11 protein-coding genes are annotated in these 16530 nt (G+C 34.3%); 7 read left to right on the top strand and 4 right to left on the bottom strand.

Translation table 11 applies throughout. The annotated features are described in order from the left end of the window. Positions 1-12 precede the first annotated feature (12 nt). A complete protein-coding gene (locus BUA98_RS04735; RefSeq protein ID WP_139256990.1) occupies positions 13-543 on the bottom strand; it encodes a hypothetical protein in 531 nt (176 codons plus the stop codon). Between the two features lie 230 nt (positions 544-773). Here BUA98_RS04735 and BUA98_RS04740 point away from each other — a divergent pair, with 230 nt between their 5' ends. Continuing rightward, on the top strand, positions 774-6452 hold the full coding sequence (locus BUA98_RS04740; RefSeq protein ID WP_072970439.1) for an alpha-2-macroglobulin family protein: 5679 nt from the start codon (positions 774-776) through the stop codon (positions 6450-6452). Between the two features lie 107 nt (positions 6453-6559). Next, positions 6560-8935 (top strand): penicillin-binding protein 1C, encoded by a 2376-nt coding sequence (pbpC, locus tag BUA98_RS04745; RefSeq protein ID WP_072970440.1) that lies wholly within the window; start codon positions 6560-6562, stop codon positions 8933-8935. Between the two features lie 357 nt (positions 8936-9292). Here pbpC and BUA98_RS04750 read toward each other — a convergent pair whose 3' ends face one another. After that, the gene (locus BUA98_RS04750) at positions 9293-10837 is read right to left on the bottom strand and encodes an Rne/Rng family ribonuclease (protein WP_056190510.1); all 1545 of its coding nucleotides are present in this window, start codon (positions 10835-10837) and stop codon (positions 9293-9295) included. Between the two features lie 380 nt (positions 10838-11217). Then, positions 11218-11508, bottom strand: a complete 291-nt coding sequence (locus BUA98_RS04755; RefSeq protein WP_007805026.1) for an HU family DNA-binding protein — start codon at positions 11506-11508, stop codon at positions 11218-11220. A 140-nt stretch (positions 11509-11648) separates the two neighbouring features. Between BUA98_RS04755 and mutY the strand changes: the two genes are divergently transcribed. From mutY to gldD, 4 genes are read left to right on the top strand one after another with little or no spacing between them, the layout of a single operon-like run. Next, complete coding sequence (mutY, locus tag BUA98_RS04760; RefSeq protein WP_072970441.1) at positions 11649-12695, top strand: A/G-specific adenine glycosylase; 1047 nt, start codon at positions 11649-11651, stop codon at positions 12693-12695. A gap of 36 nt (positions 12696-12731) precedes the next feature. Continuing rightward, positions 12732-13172: a single-stranded DNA-binding protein gene (locus BUA98_RS04765; RefSeq protein WP_026983816.1), complete on the top strand. Its 441-nt coding sequence runs from the start codon at positions 12732-12734 to the stop codon at positions 13170-13172. Between the two features lie 23 nt (positions 13173-13195). Further along, positions 13196-14491, top strand: a complete 1296-nt coding sequence (locus tag BUA98_RS04770) for a gliding motility-associated protein GldE (protein WP_072970442.1) — start codon at positions 13196-13198, stop codon at positions 14489-14491. Between the two features lies 1 nt (position 14492). Beyond that, on the top strand, positions 14493-15053 hold the full coding sequence (gene gldD / locus BUA98_RS04775; protein WP_072970443.1) for a gliding motility lipoprotein GldD: 561 nt from the start codon (positions 14493-14495) through the stop codon (positions 15051-15053). Between the two features lie 52 nt (positions 15054-15105). Here the strand turns inward: gldD and BUA98_RS04780 are convergent, their stop codons facing one another. After that, positions 15106-15483 carry a heavy-metal-associated domain-containing protein gene (locus BUA98_RS04780; RefSeq protein WP_072970444.1) on the bottom strand — a complete coding sequence of 126 codons (378 nt, stop codon included), beginning with the start codon at positions 15481-15483 and terminating at the stop codon, positions 15106-15108. 102 nt (positions 15484-15585) lie between these two features. Between BUA98_RS04780 and BUA98_RS04785 the strand changes: the two genes are divergently transcribed. Further along, a complete protein-coding gene (locus tag BUA98_RS04785) occupies positions 15586-16452 on the top strand; it encodes a DMT family transporter (protein WP_072970445.1) in 867 nt (288 codons plus the stop codon). The last annotated feature ends 78 nt before the right edge of the window (positions 16453-16530 follow it).

Raw genomic sequence — 16530 nt, forward strand, 5'->3', positions numbered from 1 at the left:
TTTTTATTTGTATCAGAATAAGTAAGTCATATAGAGACATACGAAAATCATAAAGGAATTAAAACAGATTATATTATAAAAGGTATTTTCTGAGAAACCTTTTTCTGAAATAAGTATTTTTAAACTTACTCCAATTGAAAAAAGCAGAACAAGACAAAAATAAAACAGGATACCGTTGGTGCTTAAGCTGCTGGAAAGTAAGTTGGTATAGTTTTTTGTCTTTGATTTAACCTCTGTTATCGATTTAAATAACAAAGAAGTTTTAATCTCAATATTACTATCTTCAATGTATTCTTTTGCTGTTGAGAATGTAAAACCTTTTTGTGTAAAATAATGATAAGAAACTTTTTGTTTGGATTTTCCAGTCGTTTGAATGCTGTAGTGAGTTATTACATCAGTGGTTTTTGAAACTGGTAAAACATAATAATCAATGAAACCAATCAAAATAATAAATGTTACTACACCGAGCAGATATATAATTACACCTTTATTTTTTACAATAAATTCATTTTTAGTAGAATATCTATGTCTTTGGTCTGCCATTTTGTACATTATTAAACGTTGTGAAATATAGTATTTTACTAATTCATTTTCTAAAAACTTCAACAAAAGTTAAATAGTTAGAGTAGCGAATTTTCCTCTTAAAATATTTCAGAAAATACTTTACATTTACTACAATATAATTGGCATTTCGCTAGTTATGGTTTTAATAGTAAAATGTTAAAACGTTCTGTCATTTCTTAAAATTCGTAACCCATTAACTCTAAATAAAAGTGAAAGCAAAAGGATTAGTTCTCGTGTTTTGTGTGTTTTTTATTTTTCAATCTTGCGGCAGAAAATCAGCAGCCGATTTCAATTCCGATTTTTCATTATTTAAAGAGTATATAGTCAGTTTCACGGGGGGGATAGTCTCGTCGGAATCTGATATTCGGGTGGTTTTGGCTTTCGATAAAAAAGACTGGAAAGCCAATCAGGTTTTAGACAGCGATTTGTTTGATATTTCTCCAAGTGTTGACGGAAAAGTCGTGGCACTTTCCCCAAATACAATTGCTTTTATTCCGGAAAAAAAGTTGAAACCGGGAACAGAATATCAGGTTACTTTAAACTTAGATAAAATCATCACACTTCCAAAAGAGAAAGAAAAAGAACTCTCTGATTTCAATTTTACGGTCAAAACCATAAAACAGGATTTTACGATAAATACGGTTGATATTCAATCCTACAGCAAAGAATATCAATACCTAAACTGCGTTCTTAAAACGGCAGATAATATTGATATTGAAACCGCTAAAAAGTTAGTTGAAGCCAATCAAAAGGGGAATAATCTTAAAATTAAATTTGAGAAAAATTCAGGTTCCGGAAAAGAATTCCATTTTATAATTGACAGTATTCAGCGTTATTCTGAAGCAACAAATCTGGAGATTATTTACGACGGAAGCGATTTTGATATTGACCAGAAAGGACAAATCGATGTTCCGATTACGAATATAAACGAATTTAAAATCGTTAAAGTTGAAGTTCCCGACGGAAGCAACCAATCGGTTTGGATTAATTTTTCTGAGCCCTTAGAAAAAGGGCAGGATTTTGCAGGTTTGGTTTCGATCCAGAATACCAATAATTTAAAATTCTCCACTCAGGGGAATTTGCTGAAAGTGTATTTCAACACTGAAAAAGCACCTGTTCAAAAGGAAGTTACTGTTTCTGTTCCAGTAGAAGAAACTGCGGTTTCGTTAGTAGATTCGGCTGCAGTTGTGGTTGATAGTGCTGCGGCGGTTGTCGACGATGCCGTAGAAGTGGTTCAGGAAGAAGAAACCACAGCAGAACCCGAACAAATTTTGGCCGGAGATTTATTGATTGAAGTTTTTCAGGGAATTGAAAGTCAGTACGGTAAAAAAATGGATGCGAATTACACTGAGAAAATCTCTTTTGACCAAATCAAACCAAGCATCAAATTCATTAAAAACGGAACTATTTTACCAAGTTCTAATAATTTAAAACTGAATTTCGAAGCCGTAAACTTAAGTGCTGTTGATGTAAAAGTATATAAAATTTACAAAAATAACATTCTGCAGTTTTTGCAGTACAATGAATTAAACGGAGCTCAAAATCTCAAGAAAGTGGCTCAGCCCATTGCCAAGACTACTTTGAATTTAATTGAAAGCAAATTGATAAACCCAGCTAAATGGAACACTTTTGCTTTGGATTTATCTAAAATCATCACACCGGAACCGGGAGCAATCTATCGCGTAGAATTCGTGTACAAAAAGAAATATTCTCTATACAAATGCGAAACTTCAGAGGCTGATCAAAATGAAGAAGAGGAAGAAGAAGTCGATGAAAATGATGTGAACTATAGTGAGAACTCTTACGATGATTATTATTACGACGATTACGAATGGAGAGAAAGCCAGGATCCTTGTACAAGTTCTTATTATTACAATGCTAAAATCGCAACTAATATTCTGGCAACAGATTTAGGTGTAATTGCAAAAAGAGGCGAAAATAAATCGTATGTATTCGCCGTAAACAATATTGTAACAACAGAACCAGTTTCAAATGCAAGAGTTGATTTGTATACGTATCAACAACAAAAAATCGCTACTGCCGCAACAAGTAGTGAAGGAATTGCTTCTTTTCAGCTGAATAAATTTGCCTATTTTGCTATTGTTTCTTTAGGAAATCAGTCCACTTACGTAAAGCTGGATGACGGACTTTCGTTGTCTGTCAGTAATTTTGATGTTGCCGGCGAAACTTTGCAAAAAGGTTTAAAAGGATTTATTTATGGAGAACGTGGCGTTTGGCGTCCGGGCGATAATTTGTATTTGTCTTTCATTTTGAATGATGCATCAAATAAACTTCCGAAATCACATCCAATCAAATTTAGATTGAATGATCCAAATGGTAAGACTGTTTATCAGACGGTTCAAAAAACAAATGAATTAAATCATTATGCTTTTACGGTTCCGACAAGCCAGGATGCGCCAACAGGAAATTGGGAAGCAATGGTAAGTGTTGGTGGCGCTAAATTTTACAAAAGTATCAAAATCGAAACGATTAAACCGAATCGTTTAAAAATAAAAAACACTTTCTCAAGAAAGACACTTTCATCTTCTTATCCAAATACCAGTAATCTCGAAGTGACTTGGCTTCACGGTGCCATTGCTAAAAATCTGAATGTAGAAATGCAGGCGAAATTTTCTCAGCAAACCACCACTTTTAAAGGGTATGAGAAATTTAGTTTTGATGATTTAGTACGTCAATTCAGTACAGAAGAAATAAATGTTTTCTCCGGAAAATTAAATGAAAACGGAAAGGCTTCTGTAAATATTCAGCCAAAATTACAAGGTCAGGCGCCGGGAATGCTTCGTGCCTCATTCATTACAAAAGTGTACGAAGAAGGAGGAGATTTTAGTACCGATGTAATTTCGACTACTTATTCGCCATATAAAACTTATGTCGGAATTAAATCGCCGGAACCTAATAAATATGGAATGCTGGAAACCAGAACCAACAATCGTTTTGATATTGTAACGGTTGATGAAAATGGAAGACCAAAATCGGTTAGAAATCTTGAAGTAAAAGTGTATAAAGTAGAATGGCGCTGGTGGTGGGATGCATCAAGTGATAATCTATCGAATTATAATTCTTCGAACGCAACGACTTCATATAAAACATTTGTAATCAATACCGATTCAAGCGGAAAAGGAAGTGTTCAGTTTTCGTTAACCGATGAAGAATGGGGACGTTATTTAATTCGTGTTTCAGATAATGCAGATGGTCATGCAACAGCTTTAACTGTAAATATTGATTGGCCAATTTGGTCTGGAAAAACGCGTAATAGAGATGCTTCAACCGCCAATATGTTGGTTTTCTCTACAGATAAGAAAAACTATGCTGTTGGAGAAAAAGCACAGATTTCTTTCCCTTCAAGTGAAGGTGGAAGAGCTTTAATCTCTATCGAAAACGGATCAAAAGTGGTACAGACCATATGGGCAAAAACACAAAAAGGAGAAACAAAAGTTGAAGTTCCAATTACTTCTGCAATGGCTCCGAACGTGTATTTCAATATTACATTATTGCAACCACATGCTTCAACGAAAAATGATTCGCCAATTCGTATGTACGGAATTGTTCCAATTGAAGTGGTGGATAAGAATACCATTTTGGTACCAACACTTTCAATGCCGGATGTATTAAAACCAGAGCAAACTTTTACGGTAAAAGTGGGAGAAAAAACCGGAAAAGAAATGACCTATACCATTGCAGTTGTGGATGAAGGTTTGCTTGATTTAACCCGTTTTAAAACGCCAAATGCGTGGGATAGTTTTTATGTTCGTGAAGCTTTAGGTGTTAAAACCTGGGATATTTATGATGATGTGATTGGAGCATATGGTGGAAAAATAAATCAGATTTTCAGTATTGGTGGAGACCAGGATTTAGGCGGCGGAAAAGCTAAAAAAGCAAATCGTTTTAAACCTGTGGTATTGTATTACGGTCCGTTTAAATTAGAAAAAGGACAGACGAAGTCACATCAATTAAAATTACCAAAATATATTGGTTCAGTTCGAACTATGGTGGTTGCGGGAGATGCGAACACAAGCGCTTATGGAAGTGTTGAAAAAGCAACTCCTGTTAAAAGTCCGTTGATGGTTTTGGCTTCGTTACCACGAAAAATTTCGCCTTCAGAAAAAGTAACGATTCCGGTTACGGTTTTTGCCACAGAGAATAATATCAAAAATGTTTCGATTCAGATTAAAACAAGCAACGGATTAAAAGTTATGGGAAGTGCAACGCAATCCTTGACTTTTGCTTCGCCTGATGAAAAAATGGCCTATTTTAATTTGGTTGTGGGTTCTGCAACCGGAATTGCGAAAGTGCAGGTTATTGCGACTTCAGGAAGAGAGAAATCGGTTTATGATGTTGAAATCGATATGACGAATCCGAATCCGGTTACGAATACTTTTACAGATGTAATTCTGCCACCAAACAGCACCAAAATGATTTCATGGAAAACTTTTGGAGTTTCAGGAAGCAATAAAGCAAGATTGGAGGTTTCGTCAATGCCAACAATGAATTTGAATGGAAGATTGCAATATCTTATTCAATATCCGCACGGATGTGTGGAACAAACGACTTCTTCTGTCTTTCCACAATTGTATTTAAATGATGTTGTTGATTTGGATGCGACGCGAAAAGGAATTATTCAAAAGAATATAACAGCCGGAATTACAAGATTAGGAAGTTTTCAATTATCAAATGGAGGAGTGGCTTACTGGCAAGGCAATACAATTGCAGATGATTGGGGAACTTCATATGCCGGACATTTCCTGATTGAAGCAGAGAAAAAAGGATATGTGTTGCCAATTAATTTCAAATCAAAATGGATTTCGTATCAACAACGCGAAGCAAAACAATGGCGTTTTGAAGCGAAATACGGAAATGATTTAGCTCAGGCTTACAGATTGTACACGTTGGCTTTAGCTGGAAATGCCGATTTATCTTCGATGAACAGATTGAGAGAAACCAAAGGAATTTCGAACGAAAGTAAGCTGCGTTTAGCGGCGGCGTACGTTTTGGCCGGACAAAAATCAGCTGGATTGAACTTGTTTTTACATAGCAAAATTGAAGAAGAATCCAGTAACTATAATTATTACTATTATGGTTCAAGCGAAAGAAACAGAGCAATGGCTTTAGAAACCATGTTGCTTTTGGGGCAAAAACAAAAAGCATTTGTGATGGCTACAAAATTAGCCAAACAAATGTCAAACAATCAATGGATGAGCACGCAAACCACGGCTTATTGTTTGTATGCCATGTCTAAATTCGCAGTGAGTAACGGTCCAAAAGGAATCAATATTCAGTTTAGCAAAAACGGAAAAGGCGAGACGATAAATACTCAAAAAACAATCGCAGACAGAAGTTTGATTGCTCAAACGGGTGCTAATAGCATAACACTAAAAAACATTAAAAATAACACGGTTTACGTTCGTGTTTTAAACACTGGGATATTGCCAATCGGACAAGAGAAAGCAATTGAGACTGATGTTTCCGCCTCTATTGTTTTCAAAAACAGAAAAGGAAGCATTATTAATGTTTCTAAAATTAGTCAGGGAACTGAATTCATTGCTGAAGTGACGATAAGAAATCAGAGAAATGAACATGTTGAAAATGTAGCATTATCGCAAATTCTGCCTTCAGGTTTTGAAATTGTAAATACCCGTTTTACCGATTACGGGGATGCAACAAACAACATTGCAGATTATATTGATATTCGTGATGACAGAACTAATTTCTATTTTGGAATGAAAGCCGGAGAAACAAAAGTATTCCGAATTTTGTTGAACGCTTCTTATCTTGGGAATTATTATTTGCCAGGGTTGCAATGCGAGGCGATGTATGATAATACATTCCTGGCCAGAACAAAAGGATTCTGGGTTGAGGTGGTAAAATAAAGTCTCACGCAGATTTAGCAGATCGGGCAGATAAAAAAAATCTCCAAAATCTGCTAAATCTGCGGGAGAAAAAACTTAGCGAACTTTGCGGTTAAATAATCAGTAAGTTGAAAAATAAATTAATAGCGTTCTCACAACGCATTATAAATTGGATAAAAAAGAATAAAATAAAGTCAGCAATTGCATTTTTGCTCTTGCTGATTTATTATTTCTCTATACCACGAACATTATTTCAAGAGCCTTATTCAACGGTAATTGAAAGCAAAGAAGGAGAATTACTTGGCGCGAAAATAGCCGATGACGGACAATGGCGTTTTCCTGCCCAAGACAGTGTGCCTGATAAATTCAAAAAATGTATTGTCTATTTTGAAGACGAATATTTCTATAAACATCCCGGATTTAATCCCGTGGCAATGGTAAACGCCATTAAACAAAACAGAAAAGCCGGAAAAGTTGTTCGAGGCGGAAGTACATTAACACAGCAAGTTATTCGTTTATCCAGAAAAGGAAAAGGCAGAACTTATTTTGAAAAATTAATCGAAATTATTCTCGCAACCCGACTAGAGTTGGGGTATTCTAAAAATGAAATTTTAGAAATGTATGCGGCTCATGCGCCTTTTGGAGGGAATGTCGTTGGTTTAGAAATGGCTTCATGGCGTTATTTTGGAGTGCAATCGAATCAACTTTCATGGGCGGAGAATGCAACTTTAGCCGTTTTACCAAATGCACCAAGTTTAATTTATCCAGGAAAAAACCAAATTAAGTTACTGAATAAACGTAATAGATTATTATTGAAATTGCATCAGGAAGGTATAATTGACAAGCAGACTTACGAATTATCAATCGATGAGCCATTACCACAAAAACCATATGATTTGCCTCAAATAGCACCTCATTTATTGCAGCGCGTGGCTAAGAATGAAGAAGGAACTCGCGTAAAAACTACGATTGATTATGCTCTACAGAATAGAGTCAATCAAATTGCGAAGTATTATTACAATCAATATAGACAGAATGAAGTAAATAATCTGGCGATTTTAGTAATTGATGTTTCGAAAAGAAACGTTATGAGTTATGTTGGAAATGCTACAACAGATAAAGACCATCAAAAAGATGTCGATATTATTGATGCACCAAGAAGTACCGGAAGTATTCTAAAACCGCTTTTATACGCCGGAATGCTGGACGACGGCGAATTGTTGCCAAATACTTTAGTGGCCGATGTACCAACACAAATCGCAGGATATACACCGCAGAATTTTAATCTCACATTTGATGGCGCAGTTCCGGCACATCGTGCATTGTCAAGATCTTTGAATATTCCGGCAGTTTTAATGCTGCAGGATTTTGGTGTAAATAAGTTTTATGAAGAATTGCAAAAATTCAAATTAAGAGATATTAATAAAACGCCAGATCATTATGGATTATCTCTTATTCTGGGAGGTGCCGAAAGTAATTTATGGGATTTGTGCCGAACGTATGCAGGATTATCTTCAACGTTGAATTATTATGTTAAAAATCAAGCGAAGTATCGAACTAAAGAATTTGCAGAATTAAATTATAAAAATGATTTTGAACATGATTTTGGTTCAGAAACAGATCAGAAGAATATAGTGGGAGCGGGAGCAATTTGGCTGACGTATAATGCAATGGAAGAAGTGAACCGGCCAGAAGGAGACGAAGCCTGGAAGTTTTATGACAGTTCGTTGAAAATTGCCTGGAAAACGGGAACCAGTTTTGGAAATCGAGATGCCTGGGCTATTGGAACCAATTCAAAATATGTGGTTGGAATCTGGGTCGGAAATGCAACGGGCGAAGGAAGACCGACTTTAACTGGAGTGACCAGCGCGGCGCCAATTTTATTTGATGTTTTTAATTTATTGCCGAGACAAAAGTGGTTTGAAACGCCTTATAAAGATTTAGAAGAAGTTGAGGTTTGTCGACTAAGCGGCTATTTGGCTAAAGAAGATTGTCCAAAAATCAAGCAATGGGTTTCTAAAAAAGGAAAATCTACCGCTGTTTGTCCGTATCATAAAAAGGTTCATTTAGATAAAACGGAGCGATTTCAAGTAAATAGCAGTTGTGAAAGTGTTGATAATATTGTAACCAAAAGTTGGTTTGTTTTGCCTCCTGTTATGGCGTGGTATTACAAAAGTCAGCATATTGAATATTTACCTTTGCCTCCATTTAAAGAAGATTGTCAGGGAACACAAGCGACGACAATGGATTTTATTTATCCAAAAACGAACAGTAAAATTTATTTGACGAAGAATTTTAATAGTGAAGTGCAGCCTGTAATTTTGAAAGTAGCTTATTCAGAAAGAGATAAAGAATTGTTTTGGTATGTTGATGATGTTTATAAAGCAACAACCAAAACGTTTCATGAATTGCCAATTACGCCAACTTCGGGAATACATTATATCACGGTTGTAGATGTTTTTGGAAATGAAATTAGGAGGAAAATTGAAATTGTGAGGGAATAAATGAAAAATAAATTCCAATTTTAAAATCCCAAATTTCAAATCAGGAAAATTGCAGCTAAAAAAATAGCCACGAATTCACGAATTATTTTGTGAGTTTGTGGCTGTGTTTTTACCACAAATTACACAAATTAACACAAATTTAATTAGTGAAAATTTGTGGTAAACTTTTTTAAATCTGGTAAATTTGTTTCACGGAGATGTTGCAGATTTAGGTAGGTTTTATTTGATTTAATAAAAAAAAATCTGTGTGCATCTGCTCAAATCTTTTTTAAATCTGCGTGAAAAATAATTCGTGAATTCGTGGCGAAAAAAAAATCCATAAAAAAACCGCCAATCTTTCGAGAGGCGGTTTTTGTTTTATTCTGAAATAGCATTTCCTTTTTTATCATAGAAATGGTATTCTAAGTACGTGTAAGCGTCACGAGGTATGATTTTCACCCATTTCTTATGTTCAAAAAACCATTTTGAACGTAAGGATGGAAAACCTTTACTGAGGTAAGCAGCCACAAACGGATGTACATTAAGCACAACATTTTTGTGGGTTTTTAAAAGTCGGTCTAAATCCAGTGCGATTTTATCAATGATTAAAATTGGCGCTTCAATTTCGCCATGCTCATTGTTTGGGTCTTCTTCTCTGGTTTTAATATTAACTTCTGGTCTTACGCGTTGTCTGGTAATTTGAACTAAACCAAATTTACTAGGCGGTAAGATTTTATGTTTTGCTTTATCGTCGCTCATTTCTTCTCGCAAGAAGTCGAACAAGACTTTCCTGTTTTCAGGATTAGACATATCGATAAAATCAACTACGATTATTCCGCCCATATCACGCAAACGAAGTTGTCTGGCAATTTCAGCGGCAGCAATCATATTCACTTCCATGGCAGTATCTTCCTGGTTAGTCGCCTTATTAGAACGGTTTCCACTATTTACGTCTATAACGTGAAGAGCTTCAGTGTGTTCAATAATAAGATAGGCGCCTTTACTCATGGAAACGGTACGTCCGAATGAAGTTTTGATTTGTCTCTCTATATTGTATTTCTCGAAAATTGGAGTGTCATTTGATTGATAAAACTTTACAATCGATTGTTTTGAAGGTGCAATTTCTTGCAGATATTCCTTCGTTTGGTGGAACAACTCTTCGTCATCTATCTGAATACCGCTGAAGGTATCATTAAATACATCTCTTAATATCGAAGAAGCTCTGTTGAGCTCTCCTAATACTTTTGATGGATGATGAGCAGTTGGTAATTTTTTACACATTGCAGTCCATCTGCCAAGCAGGTTCTGCAAATCTTTTTCTAATTCGGCTACGTTTTTGCCTTCGGCTACTGTGCGAACAATAACACCAAATCCTTTAGGTTTGATCGATAGAACAAGTTTTTTTAGACGATCCTTTTCTTTTTTATCTTCTATTTTTTGAGAAATAGAAACACGGTCAGAAAACGGAACGAGAACAATAAATCTTCCTGCCAATGAAAGCTCAGCGCTTATCCTTGGACCTTTGGTCGATATAGGTTCTTTAACAACTTGAACTAAAACAGATTGATTGGCACTTAAAATATCAGTAATGATGCCATCTTTGTCAATCTCTTTTTCAAACTGAAAGGTTTTTAGGGAGAAATCTTTTATTTTACCTGCGCTTACAAGTTTTATGAATTTCAGTTGGGAAGCTAAGTTAGGTCCTAAATCGTGATAATGTAAAAAGGCATCTTTTTCGAAGCCCACATTTACAAAAGCAGCATTAAGTCCAGCAACTGGTTTTCGTATTTTGGCAATAAAAATATCACCAACCTGAAAGTTGCTTTTCTCTTCTTCCTTGTGTAATTCAATTAGTTTTCCATCTTTTAATAAGGCAAAATCTACGGCTTCAGAACTAGATCTAATGATTAATTCTTTATTCACACTGTAAATTTTTATCCGTGAATTGGTTGTCGGTTGTTTGTTGTCAGTTGTTGGTGAAAACCATCAACCAAAAACCATCAACCATCAACTTCTACAAGGATGGATTAAACAATATTTTTAACAGGTATTGAACCCGGGGAAAATCAGCAGGCAGTTTGCAGTTGTAAGTAATCAGTAAACTGAGTACTAAAAACTGATAACTGAACACTAATTCTCAATTTCAATGAACTTTTAAAAAGAAAAAAGTAGTTTAAAACTACTTTTTCTTTTTGTGACGGTTAGCTCTCGCTCTTTTTTTACGTTTGTGAGTAGCTACCTTATGTCTCTTTCTTTTTTTACCACTTGGCATATCGTGTCGATTTTATGATTAATTAATAGTATTATTTTGCTTCGTTGTTTGTTTTAACTCCTTCTACAAATACTTTTGCAGGTTTAAACGCAGGAATGTTGTGTGCAGGAATTTTAATAGTTGTGTTTTTTGAAATGTTTCTTCCTGTCTTTTCAGCTCTAGTTTTTACGATAAAACTTCCAAAACCTCTTAAGTAAACATTGTCTCCAGTTTCTAGTGAAGTTTTAACTTCTTCCATAAAAGTTTCTACTGTTGCTTGAACATCTCCTTTTTCAAGACCTAGTTTCTCTGAAATTTTCGCTACGATATCTGCTTTCGTCATTTTCTTTCCTATTTTATTTTATAAATGATGTACTATTTTTTTGAGTTTGCAAATATAGGAATTAAAAAAATAATTAATCAAGCTAATTCGTTAAATTTTAATTACATAAACATTTACTTTTGTTTTCTAAGTATTTTACAATGGATTTTCATAACATATTGATAAGTTGGTATTTACAGAACAAGCGTGATTTGCCGTGGCGAAAAACGACCGATCCTTACCTAATTTGGCTCTCAGAAATTATGCTTCAGCAAACGCGAGTTGCTCAGGGAATGCCTTATTTTTTCAATTTTACGCAAGAATTTCCTACAGTGTTTGATTTGGCAAATGCGTCAGAAGAACAGGTTTTGAAACTTTGGCAGGGATTAGGGTACTATTCTCGTGCCCGAAATTTACATAAAACGGCTCAATATGTAGCAAATGAGTTAAATGGCGTTTTTCCGGAAAACTATTCAACGTTGCTAAAATTAAAAGGTGTTGGTGAATATACTGCTGCCGCAATTGCTTCTTTTTCTTATAATGAAGCTGTTCCGGTTGTTGACGGAAATGTTTTTAGAGTGCTTTCGAGATATTTTGATATTGAATCGGATATTGGTCTGCCGGCAACAAAAAAAGAATTTACGGAACTGGCTTATGAATTAATGCCAAAAGATAACCCGGCAATCTTTAATCAGGCGATAATGGAATTTGGTGCTTTGCAATGCGTGCCTAAAAGTCCAAATTGTATGATTTGTGTTTTTAACGAAAGTTGTGCCGCTTTGCAAAAAAAGAAAGTGGATGCTTTACCGGTGAAATCTAAAAAAGTAAAAGTCACCAATCGCTTCTTTAACTATTTGGTTTTAGAAGATGCTTTGGGGAATACCTTAATTCAAAAAAGGACAGCAAAAGGGATTTGGCATAATCTATATGAGTTTCCTCTTTTGGAGACAGATGAAATTGTTGGTTTCGATGTGGTCTCAAAAGCAGCTCAATTTGATGTTTTTCCTTCCTATACTATAGTAGGTATAGAGGAGTGCGCGGAAACGACTGTTATTCATAAACTTTCGCATCAGCATCTCCATATTCAGTTTTGGAAAGTTAAAATTAATGAAAAAATAGTGAATGGTGTGAATACCAGTGTTTTAAAAACTTTTCCTTTTCCAATTGTGATTTATAATTTTATAGAAAAGCAGGAAATAATTTGCTAAAAAAATGTATCTTTGGGATAAATACCACTAAAAACTATGAACGGAACTTTAAATAAGGTGATGCTGATTGGCCATTTGGGCGATGATGTGAAAATGCATTATTTTGATGGAGGAAACTGCATCGGTCGTTTTCAGTTGGCTACAAATGAAGTATATATCAATAAAACGACCAACGAAAAAATAACTTCAACAGAATGGCATAATTTAGTTGTGCGCAATAAAGCGGCCGAAATCTGTGAGAAATATTTATCTAAAGGTGATAAAATATATGTTGAAGGACGTATAAAATCCCGTCAATGGCAAGCCGAGGACGGTACTACAAAATATACAACCGAAATTCAGGTAACGGAGTTTACTTTCTTGACTACCAAAAAAGAAACAGGAAATCATAAGCCACATCAGGATCAGGAATCCGCAAAAAATACTAACTTTGATGCGTCGAACGAAAGCTTGCCTATAAACGACTTGCCTTTCTGATTGTTTAACTAATCTTTTTTAATTTGGACCCAGAGCCCAGTTTATTTTTTACTACAACTTTAGACATCAATTTAATTATTGGTTTTGTCGGAATATTTATTTTGCTGTTTCTTTCGGCAATTGTATCAGGTGCCGAAGTTGCACTTTTTTCTTTATCTCAAAAAGATATTGATGAAACCTTACAAGAGAATCTTTCAAAAGGGAAAATCATTTCTAATCTTTTAGATAAACCCAAAAAACTTTTAGCAACCTTATTAGTAGCTAATAACTTTTTAAACATAGGTGTTGTGATTCTGTTCTCTTTTATAGGACAGAATATTTTTGACAATATCACTTCGCCCGTTTTAAAATTTATTCTGGAAGTTATTCTTGTTACGTTTTTGATTTTATTTTTTGCTGAAGTTTTACCAAAAGTTTATGCGAGCAGAAACAATATAAAATTTGCAAAATGGGTGGCCTATCCAATTTCTTTTTTAGATAAATTACTATCTCCAATTAGTTTGCCGATGCGTAGTGTTACGTTATATTTGCAGCATAAATTGGGAAAACAGAAAAATAGTTTTTCAATAAATCAGCTTTCTCAGGCTCTTGAGCTTACAGATTCTGAAGGAACATCAAAAGATGAGCAAAAAATATTAGAAGGAATTGTTTCCTTTGGAAATACAGATACAAAGCAGGTTATGAGTCCGAGGATTGATATTTTTGGTTTGGAAATATCAGAATCTTTTGAAGCTATTTATCCGAAGATAATCGAAAAAGGATTTTCAAGAATTCCGGTTTATCGAGACAATATTGATCAGATTGAAGGCGTTTTGTTTGTTAAAGATTTGTTACCGCATATTGATAAGAAAGAATTTGACTGGACAGCATTAATGAGAGAAGCTTTTTTTGTTCCTGAGAATAAAAAACTGGACAATTTGCTGAAAGATTTTCAGAGTCTTAAAAGTCATTTGGCGATCGTGGTTGATGAATACGGCGGAACATCCGGATTAGTTTCTTTGGAAGATATTATAGAAGAAATAGTAGGAGATATCAGTGATGAATTTGATGATGAAAATTTAAATTTTTCTCAAATTGATGAGAAGAATTTTCTTTTTGAAGGAAAAATCAACATGAAAGATTTTTATAGAATTGTTGATGTTAATGAAGATATATTTGAATCGCATAAAGGAGAGGCTGAAACATTAGCGGGTTTTATTTTGGAAATTTTAGGAAATTTTCCAAAAAAAGATCAAAAAATTGCTTTTGAAAACTGCGTATTTACAATAGAAACAGTAGATAAAAAGCGTATAAAACAAATAAAAGTAACAATAGAATAAAATGTTTAAAAGAATAATTTCGATAACAATCATTTTGCTAACATTAACAATTGTAAGTTGTAAAGATGATGTCTTGCCTAAGCCATCAAGTTATTTGCGCTTAGATTATCCGGAAGCAAATTATGTTAATTTTGAAAACAATTGTCCGTTTTCTTTTGAAATGAATGAGGGTGCTATTATTAAAGGAGAGAAGAATTGTGGTTTTGCAATTACGTATCCAAAAATGAAGGCAACAATTTATCTTACTTATAAACCAGTAAATGGCAATATCGAAAAGTTGCTGAAAGATGCTCAGAAATTAACTTATGAGCACGTAATTAAAGCAGATGATATTTTAGAACAACCGTATTTAAACCATCAAAAAAAGGTTTACGGAATGTTTTATCAAGTGGATGGAAATGCTGCGACAAATTCACAATTTTATGTGACTGATAGTACAAAACATTTTATAACAGGATCAGTTTATTTTTATGCTAAACCTAATTTTGATTCGGTTATGCCGGCTGCGAGTTATATCAAAAATGATATGCAGCGATTGATGGAAACATTGAAATGGAAATAATAAAAAAGGCGTTCAATTTGAACGCCTTTTTTATTATTCAAAGTCGACTTAATTACGATTTAATATTCGAAACTTTATACGTCTTTCCATCTCCGGTTGCCTGAACAACTTTTGTTAAGTTTTCCTGGTTTTGAACCGTTTTGTCAAATACAACAGTAGCTGTTTTTTTGTCAAAATCAACTGTTGCTTTTTCTACTCCGTCAAGATTAGTTAGTTCTTTTTCGATTGTTTTTGCACATCCCATTGCGCAAGTCATTCCTTCGATTTCGAAACTGGCAGTTTGTACATTTTCAGCAGCAATTGCTTTGTGTTCTTTTGGAGCTGTTTCTATAGCTTTGATATTCGCTAAATTTTTATCTTCTTCTTTTTTACAGCTTACCAATACTAAACCAGCGATTGCTAATGTTGCTATTATTTTTGTGAATTTCATTCTATATAGATTTTAAATTTGTCAATAAGTTCGTTGCAAAATTAATAAAATTTGAGAGGTTGGTTCGTAAAATTATTACAAATTTGCAGTAAAATACGTTTTATGGATGCAAAACAATTAAAGTGGGCTTATTTGTTGGTTCTTTCGCTAATCTGGGGGAGTTCTTTTATTTTAATTAAAAGAGGATTGGTAGGGTTAACGGCGATTCAGGTAGGTTCATTCCGAATTATTTTTGCTGCCTTATTTCTATTGATTATCGGCTTTAAAAGTTTGAAGAAAATTTCGCGTCGTCAATGGAAATTTGTTGCTATAACTTCACTTTTTGGAACTTTTACTCCTGCGTATCTTTTTGCAATTGCAGAGACTGAGGTTGATAGTTCGATTGTGGCTATTTTAAATTCACTAACGCCTTTAAATACTTTGGTATTGGGAATTCTTATTTTTGGAATTCAGTTTCAAAAGAGGCAAGTTTTGGGTGTTTTTGTTGGATTGATTGGCTGTTTGCTTTTAGTTTTAAGCGGCGCGTCAGCACATCCGGGACAGAATTATTACTATGTTCTTTTGGTTGTAATTGCAACACTTTGTTATGCTATAAATGTCAATTTAATTAAGAAATATTTGTCGGATTTAAATTCATTAAGTATTACGACAGGAAACTTCGCGGTTTTGCTTTTGCCTGCGCTAATTATTTTAAGTACAACCGATATTCCGCAAAGGATAAATTTTGATACTACGCAACATTCAATTTTCTTCGTAATGATTTTAGGGGTTTTAGGAACCGGAATCGCGAATGTTCTATTCTTTAAACTGATTCAAATGTCATCACCTGTATTCGCAACATCAGTAACGTATTTAATTCCCATAGTGGCTTTTTTCTGGGGATTATTAGATAACGAAATGCTGACGCCAATTCAGTTTTTTGGAGCGTTTATTATTTTAATTGGAGTTTATTTGTCGGCTAAAAAGTAAAAAAGCTTTGTCAAAGTTTCAAACTTTGACAAAGCCTATAAAAAAACCTTAGAACCTTAGTATATTAGCTGCTCAGAA

Origin of the sequence: Flavobacterium saccharophilum (assembly GCF_900142735.1) — a bacterium.
Taxonomy (GTDB): Bacteria; Bacteroidota; Bacteroidia; order Flavobacteriales; family Flavobacteriaceae; genus Flavobacterium; species Flavobacterium saccharophilum.

Bases quoted from the DNA above. Each gene is read 5' to 3' on its own strand.
- BUA98_RS04755 (WP_007805026.1), bottom strand. From the start codon at position 11,508: ATGACGAAAGCAGATATCGTAGCGAAAATTTCAGAGAAACTAGGTCTT.
- mutY (WP_072970441.1), top strand. From the start codon at position 11,649: ATGGATTTTCATAACATATTGATAAGTTGGTATTTACAGAACAAGCGT.
- BUA98_RS04735 (WP_139256990.1), bottom strand. From the start codon at position 543: ATGGCAGACCAAAGACATAGATATTCTACTAAAAATGAATTTATTGTA.
- gldD (WP_072970443.1), top strand. From the start codon at position 14,493: ATGTTTAAAAGAATAATTTCGATAACAATCATTTTGCTAACATTAACA.
- BUA98_RS04780 (WP_072970444.1), bottom strand. From the start codon at position 15,483: ATGAAATTCACAAAAATAATAGCAACATTAGCAATCGCTGGTTTAGTA.
- BUA98_RS04765 (WP_026983816.1), top strand. From the start codon at position 12,732: ATGAACGGAACTTTAAATAAGGTGATGCTGATTGGCCATTTGGGCGAT.
- BUA98_RS04785 (WP_072970445.1), top strand. From the start codon at position 15,586: ATGGATGCAAAACAATTAAAGTGGGCTTATTTGTTGGTTCTTTCGCTA.